This window comes from Mucilaginibacter sp. (genome assembly GCF_965225845.1).
Lineage (GTDB): Bacteria > Bacteroidota > Bacteroidia > Sphingobacteriales > Sphingobacteriaceae > Mucilaginibacter.
Window position 1 is genome coordinate 995,567 of the sequence record NZ_CBDDBL010000002.1, and the last position, 16,609, is coordinate 1,012,175.

Annotated in this window: 16 protein-coding genes; 6 read left to right on the forward strand and 10 right to left on the reverse strand. The window is 42.4% G+C overall.

The genetic code is table 11. The features are described 5' to 3' along the window. Positions 1-45: 45 nt before the first annotated feature. Entirely contained in the window at positions 46-1,593 is a 1,548-nt protein-coding gene (locus ACYZ0U_RS08235; RefSeq protein ID WP_461451605.1) for a L,D-transpeptidase family protein, read from the reverse strand. A gap of 106 nt (positions 1,594-1,699) precedes the next feature. On the opposite strand from ACYZ0U_RS08235, the gene ACYZ0U_RS08240 reads away from it, so the two are divergent. The 3 genes from ACYZ0U_RS08240 to ACYZ0U_RS08250 are packed head-to-tail and all read left to right on the forward strand — an operon-like array spanning position 1,700 to position 3,767. Then, entirely contained in the window at positions 1,700-2,716 is a 1,017-nt protein-coding gene (locus ACYZ0U_RS08240) for a glycosyl hydrolase (protein ID WP_461451606.1), read from the forward strand. A gap of 1 nt (position 2,717) precedes the next feature. Then, positions 2,718-3,227, forward strand: coding sequence for a DinB family protein (locus ACYZ0U_RS08245; protein WP_461451607.1), 510 nt, complete (start codon positions 2,718-2,720; stop codon positions 3,225-3,227). A 9-nt stretch (positions 3,228-3,236) separates the two neighbouring features. Beyond that, positions 3,237-3,767, forward strand: a complete 531-nt coding sequence (locus ACYZ0U_RS08250; RefSeq protein WP_461451608.1) for a hypothetical protein — start codon at positions 3,237-3,239, stop codon at positions 3,765-3,767. An 18-nt stretch (positions 3,768-3,785) separates the two neighbouring features. Here the strand turns inward: ACYZ0U_RS08250 and ACYZ0U_RS08255 are convergent, their stop codons facing one another. The 6 genes from ACYZ0U_RS08255 to ACYZ0U_RS08280 form a co-directional block, all read right to left on the reverse strand. Beyond that, on the reverse strand, positions 3,786-5,012 hold the full coding sequence (locus ACYZ0U_RS08255) for an MFS transporter (RefSeq protein ID WP_461451609.1): 1,227 nt from the start codon (positions 5,010-5,012) through the stop codon (positions 3,786-3,788). 185 nt (positions 5,013-5,197) lie between these two features. Next, positions 5,198-6,292, reverse strand: coding sequence for a chorismate synthase (gene aroC, locus ACYZ0U_RS08260; RefSeq protein WP_461451610.1), 1,095 nt, complete (start codon positions 6,290-6,292; stop codon positions 5,198-5,200). A 143-nt stretch (positions 6,293-6,435) separates the two neighbouring features. Next, positions 6,436-7,725, reverse strand: coding sequence for a 3-phosphoshikimate 1-carboxyvinyltransferase (gene aroA / locus ACYZ0U_RS08265; protein WP_461451611.1), 1,290 nt, complete (start codon positions 7,723-7,725; stop codon positions 6,436-6,438). Positions 7,726-7,908: 183 nt separating this feature from the next. Further along, complete coding sequence (locus ACYZ0U_RS08270) at positions 7,909-9,036, reverse strand: chorismate mutase (protein ID WP_461451612.1); 1,128 nt, start codon at positions 9,034-9,036, stop codon at positions 7,909-7,911. A gap of 33 nt (positions 9,037-9,069) precedes the next feature. Further along, complete coding sequence (locus tag ACYZ0U_RS08275) at positions 9,070-9,972, reverse strand: prephenate dehydratase (RefSeq protein WP_461451613.1); 903 nt, start codon at positions 9,970-9,972, stop codon at positions 9,070-9,072. 677 nt (positions 9,973-10,649) lie between these two features. Beyond that, positions 10,650-11,474, reverse strand: a complete 825-nt coding sequence (locus tag ACYZ0U_RS08280) for a hypothetical protein (protein WP_461451614.1) — start codon at positions 11,472-11,474, stop codon at positions 10,650-10,652. 153 nt (positions 11,475-11,627) lie between these two features. On the opposite strand from ACYZ0U_RS08280, the gene ACYZ0U_RS08285 reads away from it, so the two are divergent. Then, positions 11,628-12,041, forward strand: coding sequence for a hypothetical protein (locus ACYZ0U_RS08285; protein WP_461451615.1), 414 nt, complete (start codon positions 11,628-11,630; stop codon positions 12,039-12,041). On the opposite strand, the gene ACYZ0U_RS08290 is transcribed toward ACYZ0U_RS08285, so the two are convergent. Genes ACYZ0U_RS08290 through ACYZ0U_RS08300 form a run of 3 tightly spaced genes read right to left on the reverse strand, consistent with a single transcriptional unit; the run spans position 12,028 to position 14,224 of the window. Beyond that, positions 12,028-12,951, reverse strand: a complete 924-nt coding sequence (locus ACYZ0U_RS08290) for a sterol desaturase family protein (protein ID WP_461451616.1) — start codon at positions 12,949-12,951, stop codon at positions 12,028-12,030. The two genes, ACYZ0U_RS08285 and ACYZ0U_RS08290, sit on opposite strands and share 14 nt — an antisense overlap. Continuing rightward, on the reverse strand, positions 12,935-14,014 hold the full coding sequence (aroB, locus tag ACYZ0U_RS08295; protein ID WP_461451617.1) for a 3-dehydroquinate synthase: 1,080 nt from the start codon (positions 14,012-14,014) through the stop codon (positions 12,935-12,937). Before aroB ends, ACYZ0U_RS08290 begins: the two co-directional genes overlap by 17 nt. A gap of 3 nt (positions 14,015-14,017) precedes the next feature. Further along, complete coding sequence (locus ACYZ0U_RS08300) at positions 14,018-14,224, reverse strand: RNA-binding S4 domain-containing protein (protein WP_461451618.1); 207 nt, start codon at positions 14,222-14,224, stop codon at positions 14,018-14,020. Positions 14,225-14,377: 153 nt separating this feature from the next. Between ACYZ0U_RS08300 and ACYZ0U_RS08305 the strand changes: the two genes are divergently transcribed. Further along, entirely contained in the window at positions 14,378-15,556 is a 1,179-nt protein-coding gene (locus ACYZ0U_RS08305; protein ID WP_461451619.1) for a proline dehydrogenase family protein, read from the forward strand. 128 nt (positions 15,557-15,684) lie between these two features. Further along, positions 15,685-16,602 carry a metallophosphoesterase family protein gene (locus tag ACYZ0U_RS08310; protein ID WP_461451620.1) on the forward strand — a complete coding sequence of 306 codons (918 nt, stop codon included), beginning with the start codon at positions 15,685-15,687 and terminating at the stop codon, positions 16,600-16,602. Positions 16,603-16,609 lie beyond the last annotated feature (7 nt).

The window sequence follows — 16,609 nt, forward strand, 5'->3', positions numbered from 1 at the left end:
TTGTTATGTAGTTTTTTGGATTTTAGTCTAAATACCTTCTATCTGTTAAATACTTTTCCCTAAAGCTTTTACCAGGTTAGCATACAAAATAATATCCTGTCCATACACATCCTTACGGTATTGTAAGATACCTGTGCTATCGCTCCAGCAGGTTACGTAGGTAATGTACACCGGCATTTTGGGGCGCAACGCGATCTCTGTTGGGTCCGGTTTTTCTGAAGCCATATCTTTCGCGATCAAATCATATTTAGGGCCATCGCCAAATAAGGCATGGGCAAAATCCTGTGGTTTTTGCAACCGCACACAGCCATGGCTCACGGCACGCATGCTTTGAGCAAATGGTAGCTGTGCAGGCGTATCATGCAAATAAACGCTGCTTTTGTTTTTAAACAGGAACTTCACTTTCCCCAATGAATTATCAGCGCCGGGTTGTTGCTGGAATGAATATTCTGATTTATTGGCAGTCGACCAGTCTATCGATTCCACATCTTCAACCTTTTTGCCATTTTTCATGACATTGATGTTTTTGCTGGACAGGTAATAAGGGTCCTTTTCAGCCTGAACAATAATTTCTTTATTGGCGATACTTTCCGGGATATTCCATACCGGGTTTACTTCAGCTTCGTAGATCATACTGTTCAATAATGGCGTTTCATGTACCGGCTTATCTACTTTATCGGTATCATCAAAAGCAACCAATGTCTTTTTATAATTGGAATTACGCCCCTTGCCTACACAAACTTCCATGCCCAAAATAGATTTACCGCCATCTATCACATCCAAATGAAAATCAGGAATATTCACGATCACATATTTGTTTTCGGTTGGTTTGTTTTTCCAGCGTAAACGTTCCAGGTTTACCAGGAAAATGCGTTTGCTTTCCTCTGCTGTGGTACCCGGAATTAAAGTATTTGAAGTATAGGCTTTTTGCAAAGCGACATACTGCGGGTCTTTTGATTGTATACTATCTAAATAATTTTTAAGATTTGGCGTATACAAGGCATTGTACATATTGGTACTATCCGGCTGTTTGGTCACCATAAAATATCTTGAATATATAGCCTTTGGGTTCACCACGCCATATTGCACCGCGTTTGAGTATTTGATGAGTGAATTAGCAGTCAAAAGTTCTAACTCAGCCATATCATGGTAAGCTTCGTCGACTGTTTTAATCCCTTTTTTAGTATAGAATTTTGTTACCAGCTCGCGTACTTGTTGCGGTTGGAACATGTTGGAATCCAGGCCCTGGTTGTTAGCTTTATCGTAATAATCCAACAGCGATTGCAAGCTGTGATCTTTAATATCTGATAATAAAAAAACAGGTTCGTAATTATGCGCATCGTAAAAATCGCTTACCGCTTGAGGATAGGCTAATTTTGATTTTTCACTATCTATAACCGACTGGAAAATGGTGGCGAATTGCTCAGGATCTAATTTTCTGAATACTTTATTCTGTGATTTTTTATACAAGATGTTTGCCAGTTCGGAGCGTTTCTTTTTACAGCTCTGTACAATCAATAAAGAGGCGCAAAGTAAAACTAAAAGAATAGGGCGGATGTTTATTTTGTTCAGGTTAATGTAAGGGATCGACATAGTTGTTTTTTGTAATTTACCGTGTATAGCAATTGCTATACCACAAATAAATAATTTAATTTTACACCAAGCTAATGTGTCTATATTACAGCGGCATTTGTTTAATATGAAGAAATATCTTGTGTTGATGTTATGCGTTTTTGCGGTTATTAAAACGCAGGGGCAATCTTTTAAACCGGTAAATAAAAACGCATCGCCCGAAGCAAAAAAGTTGCTTGCCTATTTGTATGGCATAAAAGGTAAATATATTATTTCGGGGCAGCATAATTTTAATACACAGCTGAATACCTATTCGGACAGCGTGTATGCAAAGACAGGAAAATACCCCGCACTTTGGGGATCGGATTTTATATGGGACTGGAAGACCGACCGCGGCCAGGATATAGTGAACGAGGCAATCAAAAAATGGCACGACGGATACATTATTTGCCTGATGTGGCACCAGGGCAGGCCAACTGACGACCCACCATTTGACTGGCTGCAAAGCATACAAGGTAAATTGACCGATGAGCAGTGGACGGAGTTAACCACGCCGGGTACTGAACTTAACAAGCGCTGGCTTGCACAGATTGATGTAGTGGCGGGCTATCTGAAACAGCTGCAGGATGCCCATGTGCCGGTTTTATGGCGCCCGTACCATGAAATGAATGGTGTTTGGTTTTGGTGGGGAAACAAGAAAGGCGAAAATGGGATAGCCAAGCTTTGGAAGATGATGTATGACCGCTACACCAATTATTTTCACCTGGATAACCTGCTATGGGTTTGGGGTGCGAATGGTTTGCGGGATATCCCATTTGATGAGGCTTATACGTATAAAGATTATTATCCTAGTGCTGATTATGTGGATGTTGTGGGTGCCGATGTATACCATTTCGACTACGAGCAAAAGGATTATAACGAACTGAAGGACCTTGCCCACGGTAAACTAATGGCGCTTACCGAAACAGGTGAATTGCCGAAACCGAATATCCTGTCGGTTCAACCGGAATGGGCCTGGTTTATGGTGTGGACTAACTTTTTATGGAGCGATAATACGCTGGATAGGGTGAAACAGATCTACTCACTGCCCCAAACGCTTAACCACGATGTTGTGGGCGAAGTGATGCAAAGTTATAGCAAATAACATGAACAAACCCGAAGTTTGGTTACGCGGCCCGCTGGATGGGATACCTGCCTTGCTGCAACCCGTGGCGCACGCCTTATTGCAGGCGAGGGAAGAGGTAAATGAGTTGATGGCAGATTTCCCGGACAAGCTACTTTGGGAAAAGCCTGTAGGCATGGCTTCACCCGGGTTTCATTTGCAGCATATGGCCGGGGTGTTGGATAGATTATACACTTATGCCAAAGGCGAGCAACTTAGCCAACAGCAATTGGATTATTTGGCTGCGGAAGGGAAAAATACTGATGTTAAAGTGAGTGAGTTGTTAGAGCATTTTAACAAGCAGGTTGATATTGTTATAAAGCAATTAAGCGAGACTGATGAAGCGACTTTGACAGAGGTTAGGGGAGTGGGGAGAGCGAAGATGCCTTCAACAGTTATTGGGTTGCTTGTGCATAGCGCAGAGCATACGATGAGGCATGTGGGACAATTGTTAGTGACTGCAAAGATTTTATTAGCAGGGGATAAACATTAAATTTATAAAATGGAATGGCCAAATCAGGAAGAAATTCCTAAATCAAATTTAAGAAGTAACGTATCTATCGGAATAGATTTTGGACATCTTAAGGATAAAGGGAAAATATTATTCATTGACCCCAGATGTTTTGTTGTAGGATTGGAAGATGTACCTTATACATTATTTACGACTCCTGAGTTTAGCGAGGTTAATTTACCACTAGCATTTAAAGATAAGATTTATGAAGTGACAAATCTTATTCTTCAACCAGCTTTTGATTTGGCTAAGCTGAGAAAATCAGAACATTGTATAATCCTTAAATGGCTAGCAGATTTTAAAAAGGTCGAATTTCTACGTTTTCAACGTGTTCATTTAGATCAATTACATTATCTAACAGATTTACCTGTGAAGCATTTGGTTTTGGAGGATATCAAACTCAGTGATAGCGACAATTTGATCATTTACATAAGTCAGTTTAAGCATCTTAAAGAAATTTCGTACGATGAATCACTTCCATTAGATGTGAAAGAAGCCATTGTAAAATTGAACTTAAAATAACTTTAGTTACCCCAGATGTTAAAGGTTAAGGTTCCCCTTGTTGGTTGCTTTTAAATAATTGTATAGTATTGAAAACCCAATCGCAGCAATCAAACATACCCCACCCAATATCCACCATAACAAAGCAAAACCACCGCCAACTATAATTAAGCTGCCAACAGTCGGCGCCAAAATTTGCGCGGCCGACCAGGACATACTGTATAATGCGGCGTATTCGCCGCGGTTGTTTTCGGTAGTGCGGGCAATCCAAAAGGAATTGGTGAAGGGCATGGCCATAATTTCGCCGAGAGTAATGAAAATGATGACCGCTAATCCTGATAGTGTTCCGTGTGGCAAAACATTTAGTAGCACAAACCCTATCCCAACCAATATTACACCGAAACTAATATATTTTAAAGGGTGCCTGCGGCCTTCCAGCTTATGGATGAGGATCATTTCGATGAGCACAATTAAAATGCCGTTAAGCGCCATTAATGCGCCGATCACGCGTTCATTCAATTGCCACATGGCCTTGTAAAACAAAGGCTGCATGGTAAACAACTGGAAAAAGCAAATGGCAAAAAGTGTTACTAATCCTATGAAAACTAAGTAGGTGCTGTCTTTATACGCTGATGCGGTGTTTGCTTTTTTGGCCGCATTTTTAACTGGTTTTAGAATGCCTGATCGCGGTATCAATCTTAATAATAATATAGCCGCAAACATATTGGTGCAGCCATCTACCCAAAACAATAAATGGTAGTTGAAAGATGCTAGAAAGCCACCCAGCGCTCCGCCAAATGCCCAGCCGAGGTTAATAGCCAGGCGGTTTAAGGCATAGGAGCGGGTTTTATTCTCCGCAGAACTGTAATAAGCGATCGCCGCAGAATTTGCCGGTCGAAAAGATTCGTTACAAAGGCTGAGTACAAATGCGCCTGCACCCAAGGTTATAAAAGTATGCTGAAATCCTAAAATGATGAATAACACCCCACCGCTGAATAAAGCGCCGATCTGCAGATCATAAAAACCTATTTTATCGGTTAGTTTACCACCTGCAAATGCACCGAGTATTGACCCTAAGCCAAATAAGCCCATGATGTACCCGGCTTGTATAATGGTGAAATCCAATTCCTTAGTGCAGTAGATGGTCATGAAGGGGATAACCATCGTGCCACTGCGGTTCACCAGCATCACCAGGCACAAATACCAGCTATTAAGCGACAAACCGCTGTAAGCTTTTTTGTAGAGTTGGATAGGTGAAGTGGGCATAGTGATGATATTGTTGTGATCGTAAAGTTGAAATGTCCGCTTTCCGCTCATTGCCGCGGGGGGCTACTACTTTTGGCTTGATCCAAAAGTAGCAAAAGATCAAGACGGAAAAAACCTTCAGCCCGCAAGGCTAACTCCCGGCCCGGTTTTCCGTCGGGCCTCTGCGCGCTTTGCTTATACGACTTTTATGACAAAATCGCGTTGCGATTTCGGAGCCAATGATCAGCAATAACCAATGCAGCCATAGCCTCCACGATCACAACGGCTCTTGGCACTACGCATGGGTCGTGGCGGCCTTTGCCGGAGATTTCGGCGGCATTGCCTTCGCTGTCGATGGTGGCCTGGGCTTTCATGATGGTGGCTACGGGTTTAAACGCTACTTTAAATTCTATCGGCATACCGTTACTGATACCGCCCTGTATACCGCCCGAATAGTTAGTTATGGTGCTGATATCGCCGTTATGGTCCTTTACAAATATGTCGTTATGCTCTGAACCCAGCATTTCGCTGCCGGAGAAACCTGAGCCGAATTCGAAACCGTGTACGGCGTTGATGCTTAACATAGCCTTGCCTAACTCGGCGTGAAGTTTGTCAAACACAGGTTCGCCTAAACCAACGGTGCAGTTTTTAACATAGCAGCTGATTTTGCCGCCAACGGTGTCACCAGCCTTGCGAATACCATCGATAAATTCTATCATTTCCTCAGCTGTGGCAGGGTCGGCACAGCGTACGATGTTTTCCTCGCGCTGATTAATAAACTCCTGCACATCGCTTATATCAACATTTGGCGCGTTGATCCTGCCTACGCTGCTTACATGGGCAACAATCTCGATCCCCTGGCTTTTTAATAATAATTTGGCTAAAGCGCCTGCTGCCACACGCGCCGCGGTCTCACGGGCTGATGAGCGGCCGCCGCCACGGTGATCGCGGATGCCGTATTTGGTTTGGTAGGTATAATCCGCATGTGAGGGGCGGAAAACATCTACATTATGGGTATAGTCTTTTGAACGCTGGTCCTCATTCGGGATCAGCATGGCAATTGGGGTACCGGTAGTTTTTCCTTCAAATACACCTGATAGAATTTTTACTGTATCACTTTCCTTACGCTGGGTAGTTATCTTGGATTGACCGGGCCTGCGTTTATCCAGTTCGGATTGGATGTATTCCAAATCAACAGGCAATTGCGACGGGCAACCGTCGATTATTACGCCGATTGCTTCGCCATGTGATTCACCAAAAGTCGTTATCCTGAATAATTGCCCGAATGAATTGCCTGCCATGATGTTATTGATGTGCAGATCTGCAAATATGCAAATGTGCGGATGTTATTATCAATTGTCATTGCGAGGAACGAAGCAATCTCGTAGCTATGCTTTCGACGAGATTGCCATGCTATCGCTCGCAATGACAAAGTTTATTATTTTTATAATGCCTTCACCTCAAACCCAACTTTTTCCAAATCACTCCAAAATGCCGGGTATGATTTCTCAACTACTTTGGCATCCTCAATCTCCATTTCCGGAATTAGCAACGCCAAAGGTGCAAAGGCCATTGCCATGCGGTGATCCTCGTAAGTATTAATAAAAACCTTTTCGGGGATGTGTTTTTCGCTGCAATCCAGTTTGTACACCTGTCCTTTTTCAATCAGTTTAACGCCGATCTTGGCCAGTTCGTTTTGAAGGGCCAGCACACGATCGGTTTCTTTGATCTTTAAGGTTTCGAGGCCGGTAAAAGAAGCTTCGTGACCTAACGCGGCACAAACCACGATGACAGTTTGTGCCAGATCAGGGCATTCCTTCAAATCAAATATCCTCCTAAAAATTGGTTTAACTTCTTTTTGTAAATGAACGCCCCCGTTTTTAAACTGCGAGGTAATGCCAAAATTAGCCATTATCTCGGTTATTACGCTATCGCCCTGCAGGCTATATTGCGTTAATCCCGGAAGAAAAAGATCAGCCTCATCAGCCAAAGCCGCTATAGCGTACCAGTATGATGCCGCGCTCCAATCCGGCTCGACAGGTAAAACTGCCGTCGCGAATTCCTGGTGTGCAATGCTGATCACATTACCGTTCCATTGGTGCCGGATGCCTGCTTGCTGCAGCATGGCTAAAGTCATTTCTACATAGGGTTTTGAAGTTAGGTCGCCTTCAATGTGCAGTTCCAAACCTAAAGGCAATTTGGCGGCAATAAGCAGCAGCGCAGTAATGTACTGGCTGCTGATATTACCTTTTATATTGATTTGGTTAGTAAGCTGTGTAAAACCTCCCTTTAGCCTTAATGGCGGGAAACCATCCTGTTCTTCGTATTCTATACAAGCACTTAACTGGCGCAGGGCATCAACCAAAATACCTATTGGCCGCTGCTTCATGCGTTCGCTGCCGGTTAAAATCACCTCATCATCCTGAATGGCAAAATAGGCTGTTAAAAATCGCATAGCTGTACCTGCAGGACCGATGTTGATTTCGGAAACCGGATTTTTGATTTCGGATTTATCGCCAGCCAAAACTTTTGACTTTTGACTTTCTACTTTTGACTTCAGGATCCCTGCCAAAGTCACCGTATCGGCCGCATCAGAAATGTTCTCAACCTTAACTTTACCATTGCTCAGGGCTTCAATCACAAGGGCGCGGTTGCACTCGCTTTTTGAGCCTGTAAGCTGTATGGTTCCATTGGCGGTTTTGGTTTTTTTGGTGAGGATAATATTCTGGTGCATGGTATAAGTATGGTTTTATCGGCAAGGCGTGTTTACCCCGTCTGTCAACTCCGCCGACATCTCCCCCTGATTACAAGGGGAGAGTGTGCGAGCGATATTTTTTTATTAACGGCGTAGAGTTTACCCCCCTCCGTCTCCTTCGGAGCCACCTCCCTCTAATTTTAGGGGGGATGATCCCCGATATTAAGCGTGTGTTAGTTTATCAGCTGCTTGTCCGGCCTGATCTTTATTCATCACTTCGGTTTGTTTGCGAATAGACTCGCTGTGCAACAGCTCCAATAATTTCTCGGTGAACTCAGCGCTCAATTTTAATGCTTTAGCGTAAGTAGTGCGTTTATTCAGGATCTCGTCCCAACGGTTAACCTGTAAAATGGTGATTCCGTTATCTTTTTTGTACTGGCCGATCTTCTCCGAGATCTGCATACGCTCAGCAACTTTTTGGATCACTAAATCATCAATTTTATCTATCTGGCTGCGTAGCTCGGCTAATTTATCTTTCACTTCTATATCGCGAACTTCCGGTTTACGTAAGGTTAAGTGATCAATAATTTCAACCAAACCGGCAGGGGTAACCTGTTGCGCGGCATCTGTCCAGGCAACTGAAGGGTCGATATGTGATTCGATCATCAGGCCTTGCATATCCAGGTCCAATGCTTTTTGCGACACGTAACCAATTAATGAACGGTTACCAGTGATGTGGCTTGGGTCATTGATCATTGGCAGGTGCGGAGCTAAAGTTTTCAGGTGGATAGCGATATCCCACATTGGTTCGTTACGGAAAGCTGATTTTTCGTATGAGGAGAAACCGCGGTGGATAGCTGCCAGTTTGGTGATACCCGCGTTATTGATACGCTCTAAAGCGCCGATCCATAACGACAGATCAGGGTTTACCGGGTTTTTAACCATTACGGGTACGTCAACACCTTTAAGGGCATCAGCAATTTCCTGTACAGTGAACGGGTTCGCGGTTGAACGCGCGCCAACCCATAGAATATCAACACCAGCCTTTAAAGCTTCTTCAACGTGTTTAGCAGTAGCCACTTCAACAGCGGTAGGCAAGCCGGTTTCTGCTTTAGCGCGTTTTAACCACTCTAAACCAATGCTGCCTATGCCTTCAAACTCTCCGGGGCGGGTACGTGGTTTCCAGATACCTGCACGCAGGGCAGAGATACGGCCTGTTTGAGCCAATAAATGCGCGGTTGCTACTAATTGGTCTTCAGTTTCGGCGCTGCATGGGCCTGCTATTACCAAAGGTTCCTTACCTGTTTTTATCCAGGATTCAAGTGGTTGTATGTTTAATTCTAATTTCATCGTGTTTTGATATTGCGCGAATTTACGTCGCTGTTATTTGCTTAGTGTTTTTATTTTAATGTATTTTTTTTGTTCGGGCTTTTTGAATTGCTCTGCACTTGGGTTTTCCTCAAACTTTTCATATTCACCCAAAATGTTGAAGTTGTGGGTGTATTTCAGGATCTGTTTAATGGCGGTATCGTATTGTTTGGCTTCCTTCCACTCCACATCCACATAAAAATTATAGTCGGACGGTTTGCCCAACACCGGCATAGATTGTATTTTGCTCATGTTCAGGTTCTGGTCGGCAAAGATGTTAAGCACTTTAGCCAGCGAACCTACCTTATTACTCACTTCGAAGCATAACGAGGCTTTGTTCGGTGTGCCTTTAACCTGGTTTTCATGATGGGTGATTATCAGGAAACGGGTAAAGTTGCGTTTGTTTGATTCGATGCGGCGCTCTAATATCTCTAAACCATATAAGTTAGCCGCCAGCGAATTAGCGATGGCAACGGTATCGGTCAGTCTTTCTTCTTTAATACGTTTGGCACAGGCAGCAGTATCATTACTTTCCACCATTTGCAGGTGCGGGTACTCGTCGAAGAAATCAACACACTGCCGGATAGCGATAGGGTGGGAGGTCACATATTTAATATCCTCAAACTTTACGCCCGGCAAAGCCATGAGGTGCAGTTGGATGGGGATGTAAACCTCGCCAACTATCGGGAAGCCGTAACTCATCATCAGCGAATAGTTAGGCAGTATACTGCCGGCTATGCTGTTCTCTATCGCCATCACCACGTAATCAGCTTCTTTATTTTGCAGCGCCTCGAAGGTTTGCTTAAAAGAATTGCATTCAATGGTCTCGATATTCTCGCCAAAATACTTAAAGGCGGCTTCCTCGTGAAAGGATGCACGGATACCCTGGATGGCAACTCTTGGTTTTTCGCTTTTCATAAATCCTGTTAAAGCAAAAAGTCCCGGCTTCTGGGCCGGGACTTTTTAGTTTCTATATGTTTGTTATCGCATATTAGTCCCGGCTCTTACTGTTAAAGTAAAAGTAGTAGCCATAAAAAAATGCGGTGTTAAAAGTCATGTTGTTATTGTATGGCGTAAATGTACGGTTAAAAAAGCTTTTGTCAATAGAAAATTTTTATTTTTTGAAAATAAGTAGGTGAAACAGTATTTTATTTGGTAAAAAAGGATTTGACTTCTTTTGGATTGGGTTTTCGGATGGTGCGGTGAAAATACCGACCATAGGCTGAATTTCGGAATGGCCTTTTTCACTCCCGTTGTTTTTGTCCTCACAAACAACAATTATGGGTTGCTTGTGGGGACATAGGCAATGGGTGAAGTGAGTATTTAGAATATTTGGGCACCCGGGCGGGCTTTCCGCTCATACTGCGCAGGCCTTAGCCACGGGCCGGTATCCGCTGTAATCCCTGGTGCGGAGGTGGGAAACATTATATTTTCTACTCGCCGCTTCAAGCGTCCTCGCTTGAAGCATTTTGTTTGTAAGCGTCCACGCTTACTTTTACTTAATGTAAGCGTGGACGCTTACATCTGTATTTCGTCAAGCGTGAACGCTTGACGAGGCAGGATATTCTATTTGGTAAAAATGGATTTAACTTCTTTTACCGCTTGTAAATACTGATTTGTTTAATTGTAAAACTTTTAGCCCATGTTTCTCTCATTTTGAAAAAAGTTAATATAATTGGACTTGTAGATTTAGACAAACTGAATTTTATTAGAGTATTAACATTGTTTGATCCATTCATACTGGTGTCATTAATGTTATACGATATATTTAACTCATTGAAGTTTTTGTTGGCTTTTAATCGAATTACATAATTAACAGACGAAGTATCATCATAATGTTTCATTAAATGGGTATGATCCACAATAGTTCCTTTCTCGCACCATCCGTCAATAATTTTTAAGCTGTCATTATTATAATTTATTTGATTATCGCTAAATTTTAAATCACTAATAAACAGGTTGCTTTTTTGCGATATTTCCTTTGTCTTGCTTGTGTTTAGATAGTCAGTTAACCCTAAAAAGTCGAAGTAAGATATGTAGCAGCAGCTTGCTACAGGAATTAGTAAACAAAAAAGAACCACAATTAAGGTTCTTTCCTTTTTCTTATCGATCAATATAGAAATAGCAATTATTGTCGAAATTATAACTGTTACAAAAAACAATAAATTAATTAGTCCCGCACCCTCAAAATCACTCGTTCCTCCTGCAGTTATCTTAACTAATATGTCATTTAAAGCAAGTGTTATTATTATAAAAATGATAATAAAATAAATTTTGATGTTTGTTCTTGCTAATACATAAGTGGTGAGCCCAACAACAACCGGAGTGAAAATAATAGAAATCGGCGGTAAATAATATCCTAATAAAGAATTGATAATAATTAACCCAATTGTAAATAATACAGCTTTTAAACTATTCATTTTTGTGCGATAGGTAGATTTAAGACTAAAAATTTAAAATAAAGTTACTGCTATTTAAAATCTTTCCCCACCTCAATCGTCATAACACCATAAGCTTATCCTATGTATCTAATTTTATTAGCAACGCATTCCCTCATCCGGTGGTTTGTATTAATGAGTTTGCTTTTCGCTATTTACCGTGGTTACCGGGGCTGGTTGCTGAAGAAATCATTTACCAAATTTGATAATAGCGTACGGCATATTACCGCGACGATAGCGCATGTACAATTAATCATCGGTTTATGGTTATACTTCATCAGTCCAATAGTGGCTTATTTTCTTTATGATTTTAAGGATGCGGTGCATAACCGCCAGAGCCGGTTCTTTGGGATGGAACACGTAACGATGATGCTGATCGGGATCACCCTTATTACGATCGGCTCCTATAAAACCAAACGAAAGACTACTGATTTAGAAAAATTTAAAACGATGGCGATATGGTATACTATCGCTTTGCTGGTTATTTTATCATCGGTGCCGTGGTCGTTTTCGCCATTGGTAAGCAGGCCACTGTTCAGGCCATTTTAGCGTAGGAAGAATCAGCAGCAGCTAAATTTTCTTTGTACTCGCGCTGTAAAACTTTGGCGGTTTGGGTGCTGCCATCGTGACTCCAGCCGGGTGGCTTTACAAAATACAGGATTTTGTTTTTAAAGCCGGGTGCCTTTTTTGCGTCGCGCAGCAAGTCCTTCCACTCGTGGAAAAGGATATTCACCGCTCCGGTATCTTCGGGTTGATGGGTGAGACCATATTTGATTGGCTCAGGCGCGTCTTCCTCGCGGAAAGTGCCGAACAGCCTGTCCCACACAATAAAGACCATACCCATGTTTTTGTCGAGATAAGGAATGTTGGATGCATGATGAACCCGGTGATGCGATGGCGTAATCAGGATCCAGCCGTACCATTTAGGCAGGTTGATTTTGTATTGGGTGTGTACAATATTGCCGTAAAGTTGGGTGATGAGGTACGCGTACAAAATATCCAGCGCATTAAAACCCATAAATGCCAGCGGCAGGTAGAAGAATACCCTATATAACGGCTCAAAAACGGTGGAGCGGAAACCAGTCGTCAAATTAAAATGCTCTGATGAGTGGTGCGTAACGTGCATCGCCCAAAACATGCGCGAGTAATGGCCTATGTAATGCAGTACCCAGTATAAAAAGTCCTGCGCCACAACCAATACAGTCCAGTAGATCCAGAGATTCTTGATCTCGAACAATCGGTACTGCCAGGCCAGGTTCAGCAGGAAAAAAGTTGAAAACTTTACAGCCACATTTAACAAAAATGCCAGCACGGTAAGGTAAACATTGGTCAGCGTGTCGCGGGTATCATAATATTTGCGGTCCTCGCGATAGCTGAGCCACATTTCAGCAATAGTAAGAAGCACCAATAAGGCAACAAGTGTTACCGCGGCGTATCCTCTATCATCTAAATGTGGCATATTGTATTTTTGTATAATATTTTAAACTTTCGTAAAGTTCGTCTTCTGTGCACACGTGGTCAATACTGTATTGTCCAATCTGTGTCAATAATGTGCAGTTTATTTTACCGTTCTGGTTCTTTTTATCTTTTTGCATGTAAGTATACAACTCAGCAAAAATATCCTCCGATATTGAATACTTTGGATAAAGCCCGCTGATCACATTTACTATTTCTTCAAGCTCATCTGCACTTAAACCTGCTTTTTTATGAGATAGGAACGACTCACATATCATGCCAATAGCAACGGCTTCGCCGTGCGAGAGCGCTTTGCCGCCGTCGTTTAATAATGAATAAGTTTCAACAGCGTGGCCAACCGTATGCCCAAAGTTTAAGCTTTTGCGGATTCCCATTTCTTTAGGATCTTCAATAACCACCTTATTCTTGATTTCAACCGAGTAGTAAACCAATTCGGGAGCAGGTTTCTTTAAATCGCTTGCTTTAAGCAGGCTCCAGTAGCCGGAATCACAAATTAAACCATGCTTCAGCATTTCAGCTAAGCCTGAAAGGATCTGGCGTGCAGGCAACGTCTTTAAAAAATCATACTCAATAAATACCGCTTTTGGCTGTGTAAATGTGCCTATGATATTTTTGATGCTATCAATATCAATCCCCGTTTTACCACCAACCGAAGCGTCAACCTGCGAAAGCAGGGTAGTAGGCACATGCACAAAATCGATCCCTCGTTTAAAGGTAGAGGCGGCAAATCCGCCCAGGTCGCTAACCACACCACCGCCCAGGTTAATCATCAGGCTTTGGCGGTCGGCACCAAAATCAATCAGCATTTTCCAAACGCCAATGCAAAAATCAATGTCCTTGCTTTCTTCGCCCGCGTTTATCTCTATCAGGTCGAAGTTTTCCATACCTGCTAATTTTTCATTTAAAAGCGGAAGGCAATGTTTGCCGGTATTTTCATCAGTTAAAATAAAAAAGCGCGAGTATTTGCTTTGTTTTATAAAATTGGCCAGTTGGCCAAGGCTGTCGGAAAAATATATTGGGTAGCCAATGCTTTTTATCGTATCCATAAATTATATCACCACAATCTTGTTATTCCTGAATTCAACAACATCGCCTTTTTTTACTTTGAGGCGTTTGCGGTAATCAACCTGGCCGTTATATTTAACTTCGCCCTCTGTTACAACAATTTGCGCTTCGCCACCGGTTTGCACCAGGTGGGCTGCCTTAAGCAGCTGGATGAGCGGAATGTAGTCGCCTGTTACTTTAAATTCAATCATGGGAGTGCAAAAATAAACTATTCGCAGAATAATAGGCTAACTTTTATATTTTTGCAAAACGCTATTGACTTATAGTTCACAGTTTATGGTCCAAAGGCTTGTTTTTGGACCCTGGATTTTGCACAATCACCTGTAGGTTATAGCACTAATAATATGACCTCAAAAGAAAGCCTCTCCTTCGAGAATACCGAAATCGCATTTCGGCATTCAGCAAACAGCGCACTTAAACGTGCCTACTGGTTATTTAAAATTATTAATGTTAATTTTTTAGTAAAGATCGGTCCGCCGATCACCAATTTCGCAGTTAACATTGGCTTGCCAATAAAGGGGATTATTAAGGCGACTATTTTTAAACATTTTTGCGGTGGCGAAACTATTGCCGAATGCGATAATACTATAAAAAATTTACACAAAGGCGGCGTAGGTACTATATTAGATTATTCGATTGAAGGCGAAGATGATGAGCAGGTTTTTGATAATACCTGCGAGGAGATCATCCGTACCATTGAGCGCGCGGCGAAAGATAATGCTGTACCGATCACAGTTTTTAAAGTTACCGGAGTTGGGCGTTTTTCTTTGTTAGCAAAATTGGATGCAGCACAGGAACTCACTGCCGATGAAGCTAAGGAATGGAAAAAAGTACAAGCCCGTGTACTTTCCATTTGTCAAAAAGCTTATAAGTCAAGCATCCCGGTAATGATAGATGCCGAGGAAACCTGGATCCAAAAAACTATAGACCTGCTGGCTTTGGATATGATGGGTCGCTTTAACAAAGAAAAAGCGATCGTTTACAATACTTATCAAATGTATCGCCATGATAAGCTGGCATCAATTAAAGAAGATTATCTGCAGGCTGTTGACGAGGATTTTATTTTAGGCGCTAAGATAGTTCGGGGCGCGTATATGGAAAAGGAACGCAAGCGCGCCGAAGAAATGGGATACCCATCACCAATACAGCTAAACAAGGAAGCCGCCGATGAGGATTACAATGCGGCATTGAGATTTTGCATCGACCACATTGACCGCATTGCCATAGTTGCCGGTACACATAATGAGGAAAGCTGCCGCCTGCTTGCCGAATTATTAGGTGATAAAAACATCGACCATAAAAACCCCCATGTATATTTCTCGCAATTGTTAGGCATGAGCGATAATTTAAGCTTTAACCTGGCTAACGCGAATTACAACGTTGCTAAATATGTGCCTTACGGGCCGATCAAAGCCGTATTGCCTTATCTTTTCCGCCGCGCGCAAGAGAACACAGCCATCGCCGGCCAAATGAGCCGCGAGTTGAGTTTAATTGTTAAGGAAATGAGGAGGAGGGGGATATAAACGACGAAGCAAACTCGTAGCGAGTAAAGGAACGCGGCGAGTTTGCTTAGCCACACAGTCTTTTCATGACCCGCCCGCAATTTGTTTTTTCCTTGCAATCATTATTCCTAAATATGCGTTAAGCTTTTATGAATAAAGCTTTTGCAATTCTATTATTTATTTTAGCCGGATTATTTAATGCCAATGCACAGCAAAGAAAACCATTCCTGGCCTTTGCCAGCGATACCCAGGAACCCATGTGGGTTGAGAAGTTATTCCTGAAGCCGGACAGTAACCTTAAGGCTACCAGGATGATTTTTGACGATGTAAATGCGGTTCATCCATCGGCTTTTTTTATTTTAGGCGATGTGGTTTCTTTAGGCAAAAGCACCAGCGCCTGGAAACATATTGATATCTACATCAAACGGACTGTGCAGGATTCTATCCCGGTTTATGCCACATTGGGAAACCACGAGGTTATGTTTAATGCTAAAAAAGGTACAGCAAAGTTTACCCAGCGGTTTCCGATGTATAACCCACAGGGATATGTAGAAGTTGTTGACTCTATAGCTGTGGTTCTGCTCAATTCCAACTTTGATAAAATGAGCGACATCCAGATTGAGAACCAGGACAAATGGTATAAAAACAAGTTAGCTTTGCTGGATAGTGATCCGGGTATCAAATTCATTATTGTAGGATGCCACCATTCGCCTTATACCAACAGCCGCATTGTAAAACCATCCAGGCATGTGCAGGAAAATTTCGTGCCGCTCTTTATCCGGTCTAAGAAGTGCGCTTTATTTATTTCAGGTCACTCGCATAATTTTGAGCGCTTTAAGGTACAGGGTAAATACTTCCTCGTGATTGGCGGCGGCGGCGGTTTGCATCAACCGCTAAATGCCAATAATGAAACTATGCATGACCTTTCTGCCGATTATAAACCTGCGTTTCATTATTTGGAAGTGCAGCGGGATAGTAATGAGTTGAAGATATTATCGCGGCAGCTTAAAGGTGATTTTTCAGGGTTTAAGGATGGATTGAAGTTTAGCGTGAAAGCTAAGGATTGATAATGCT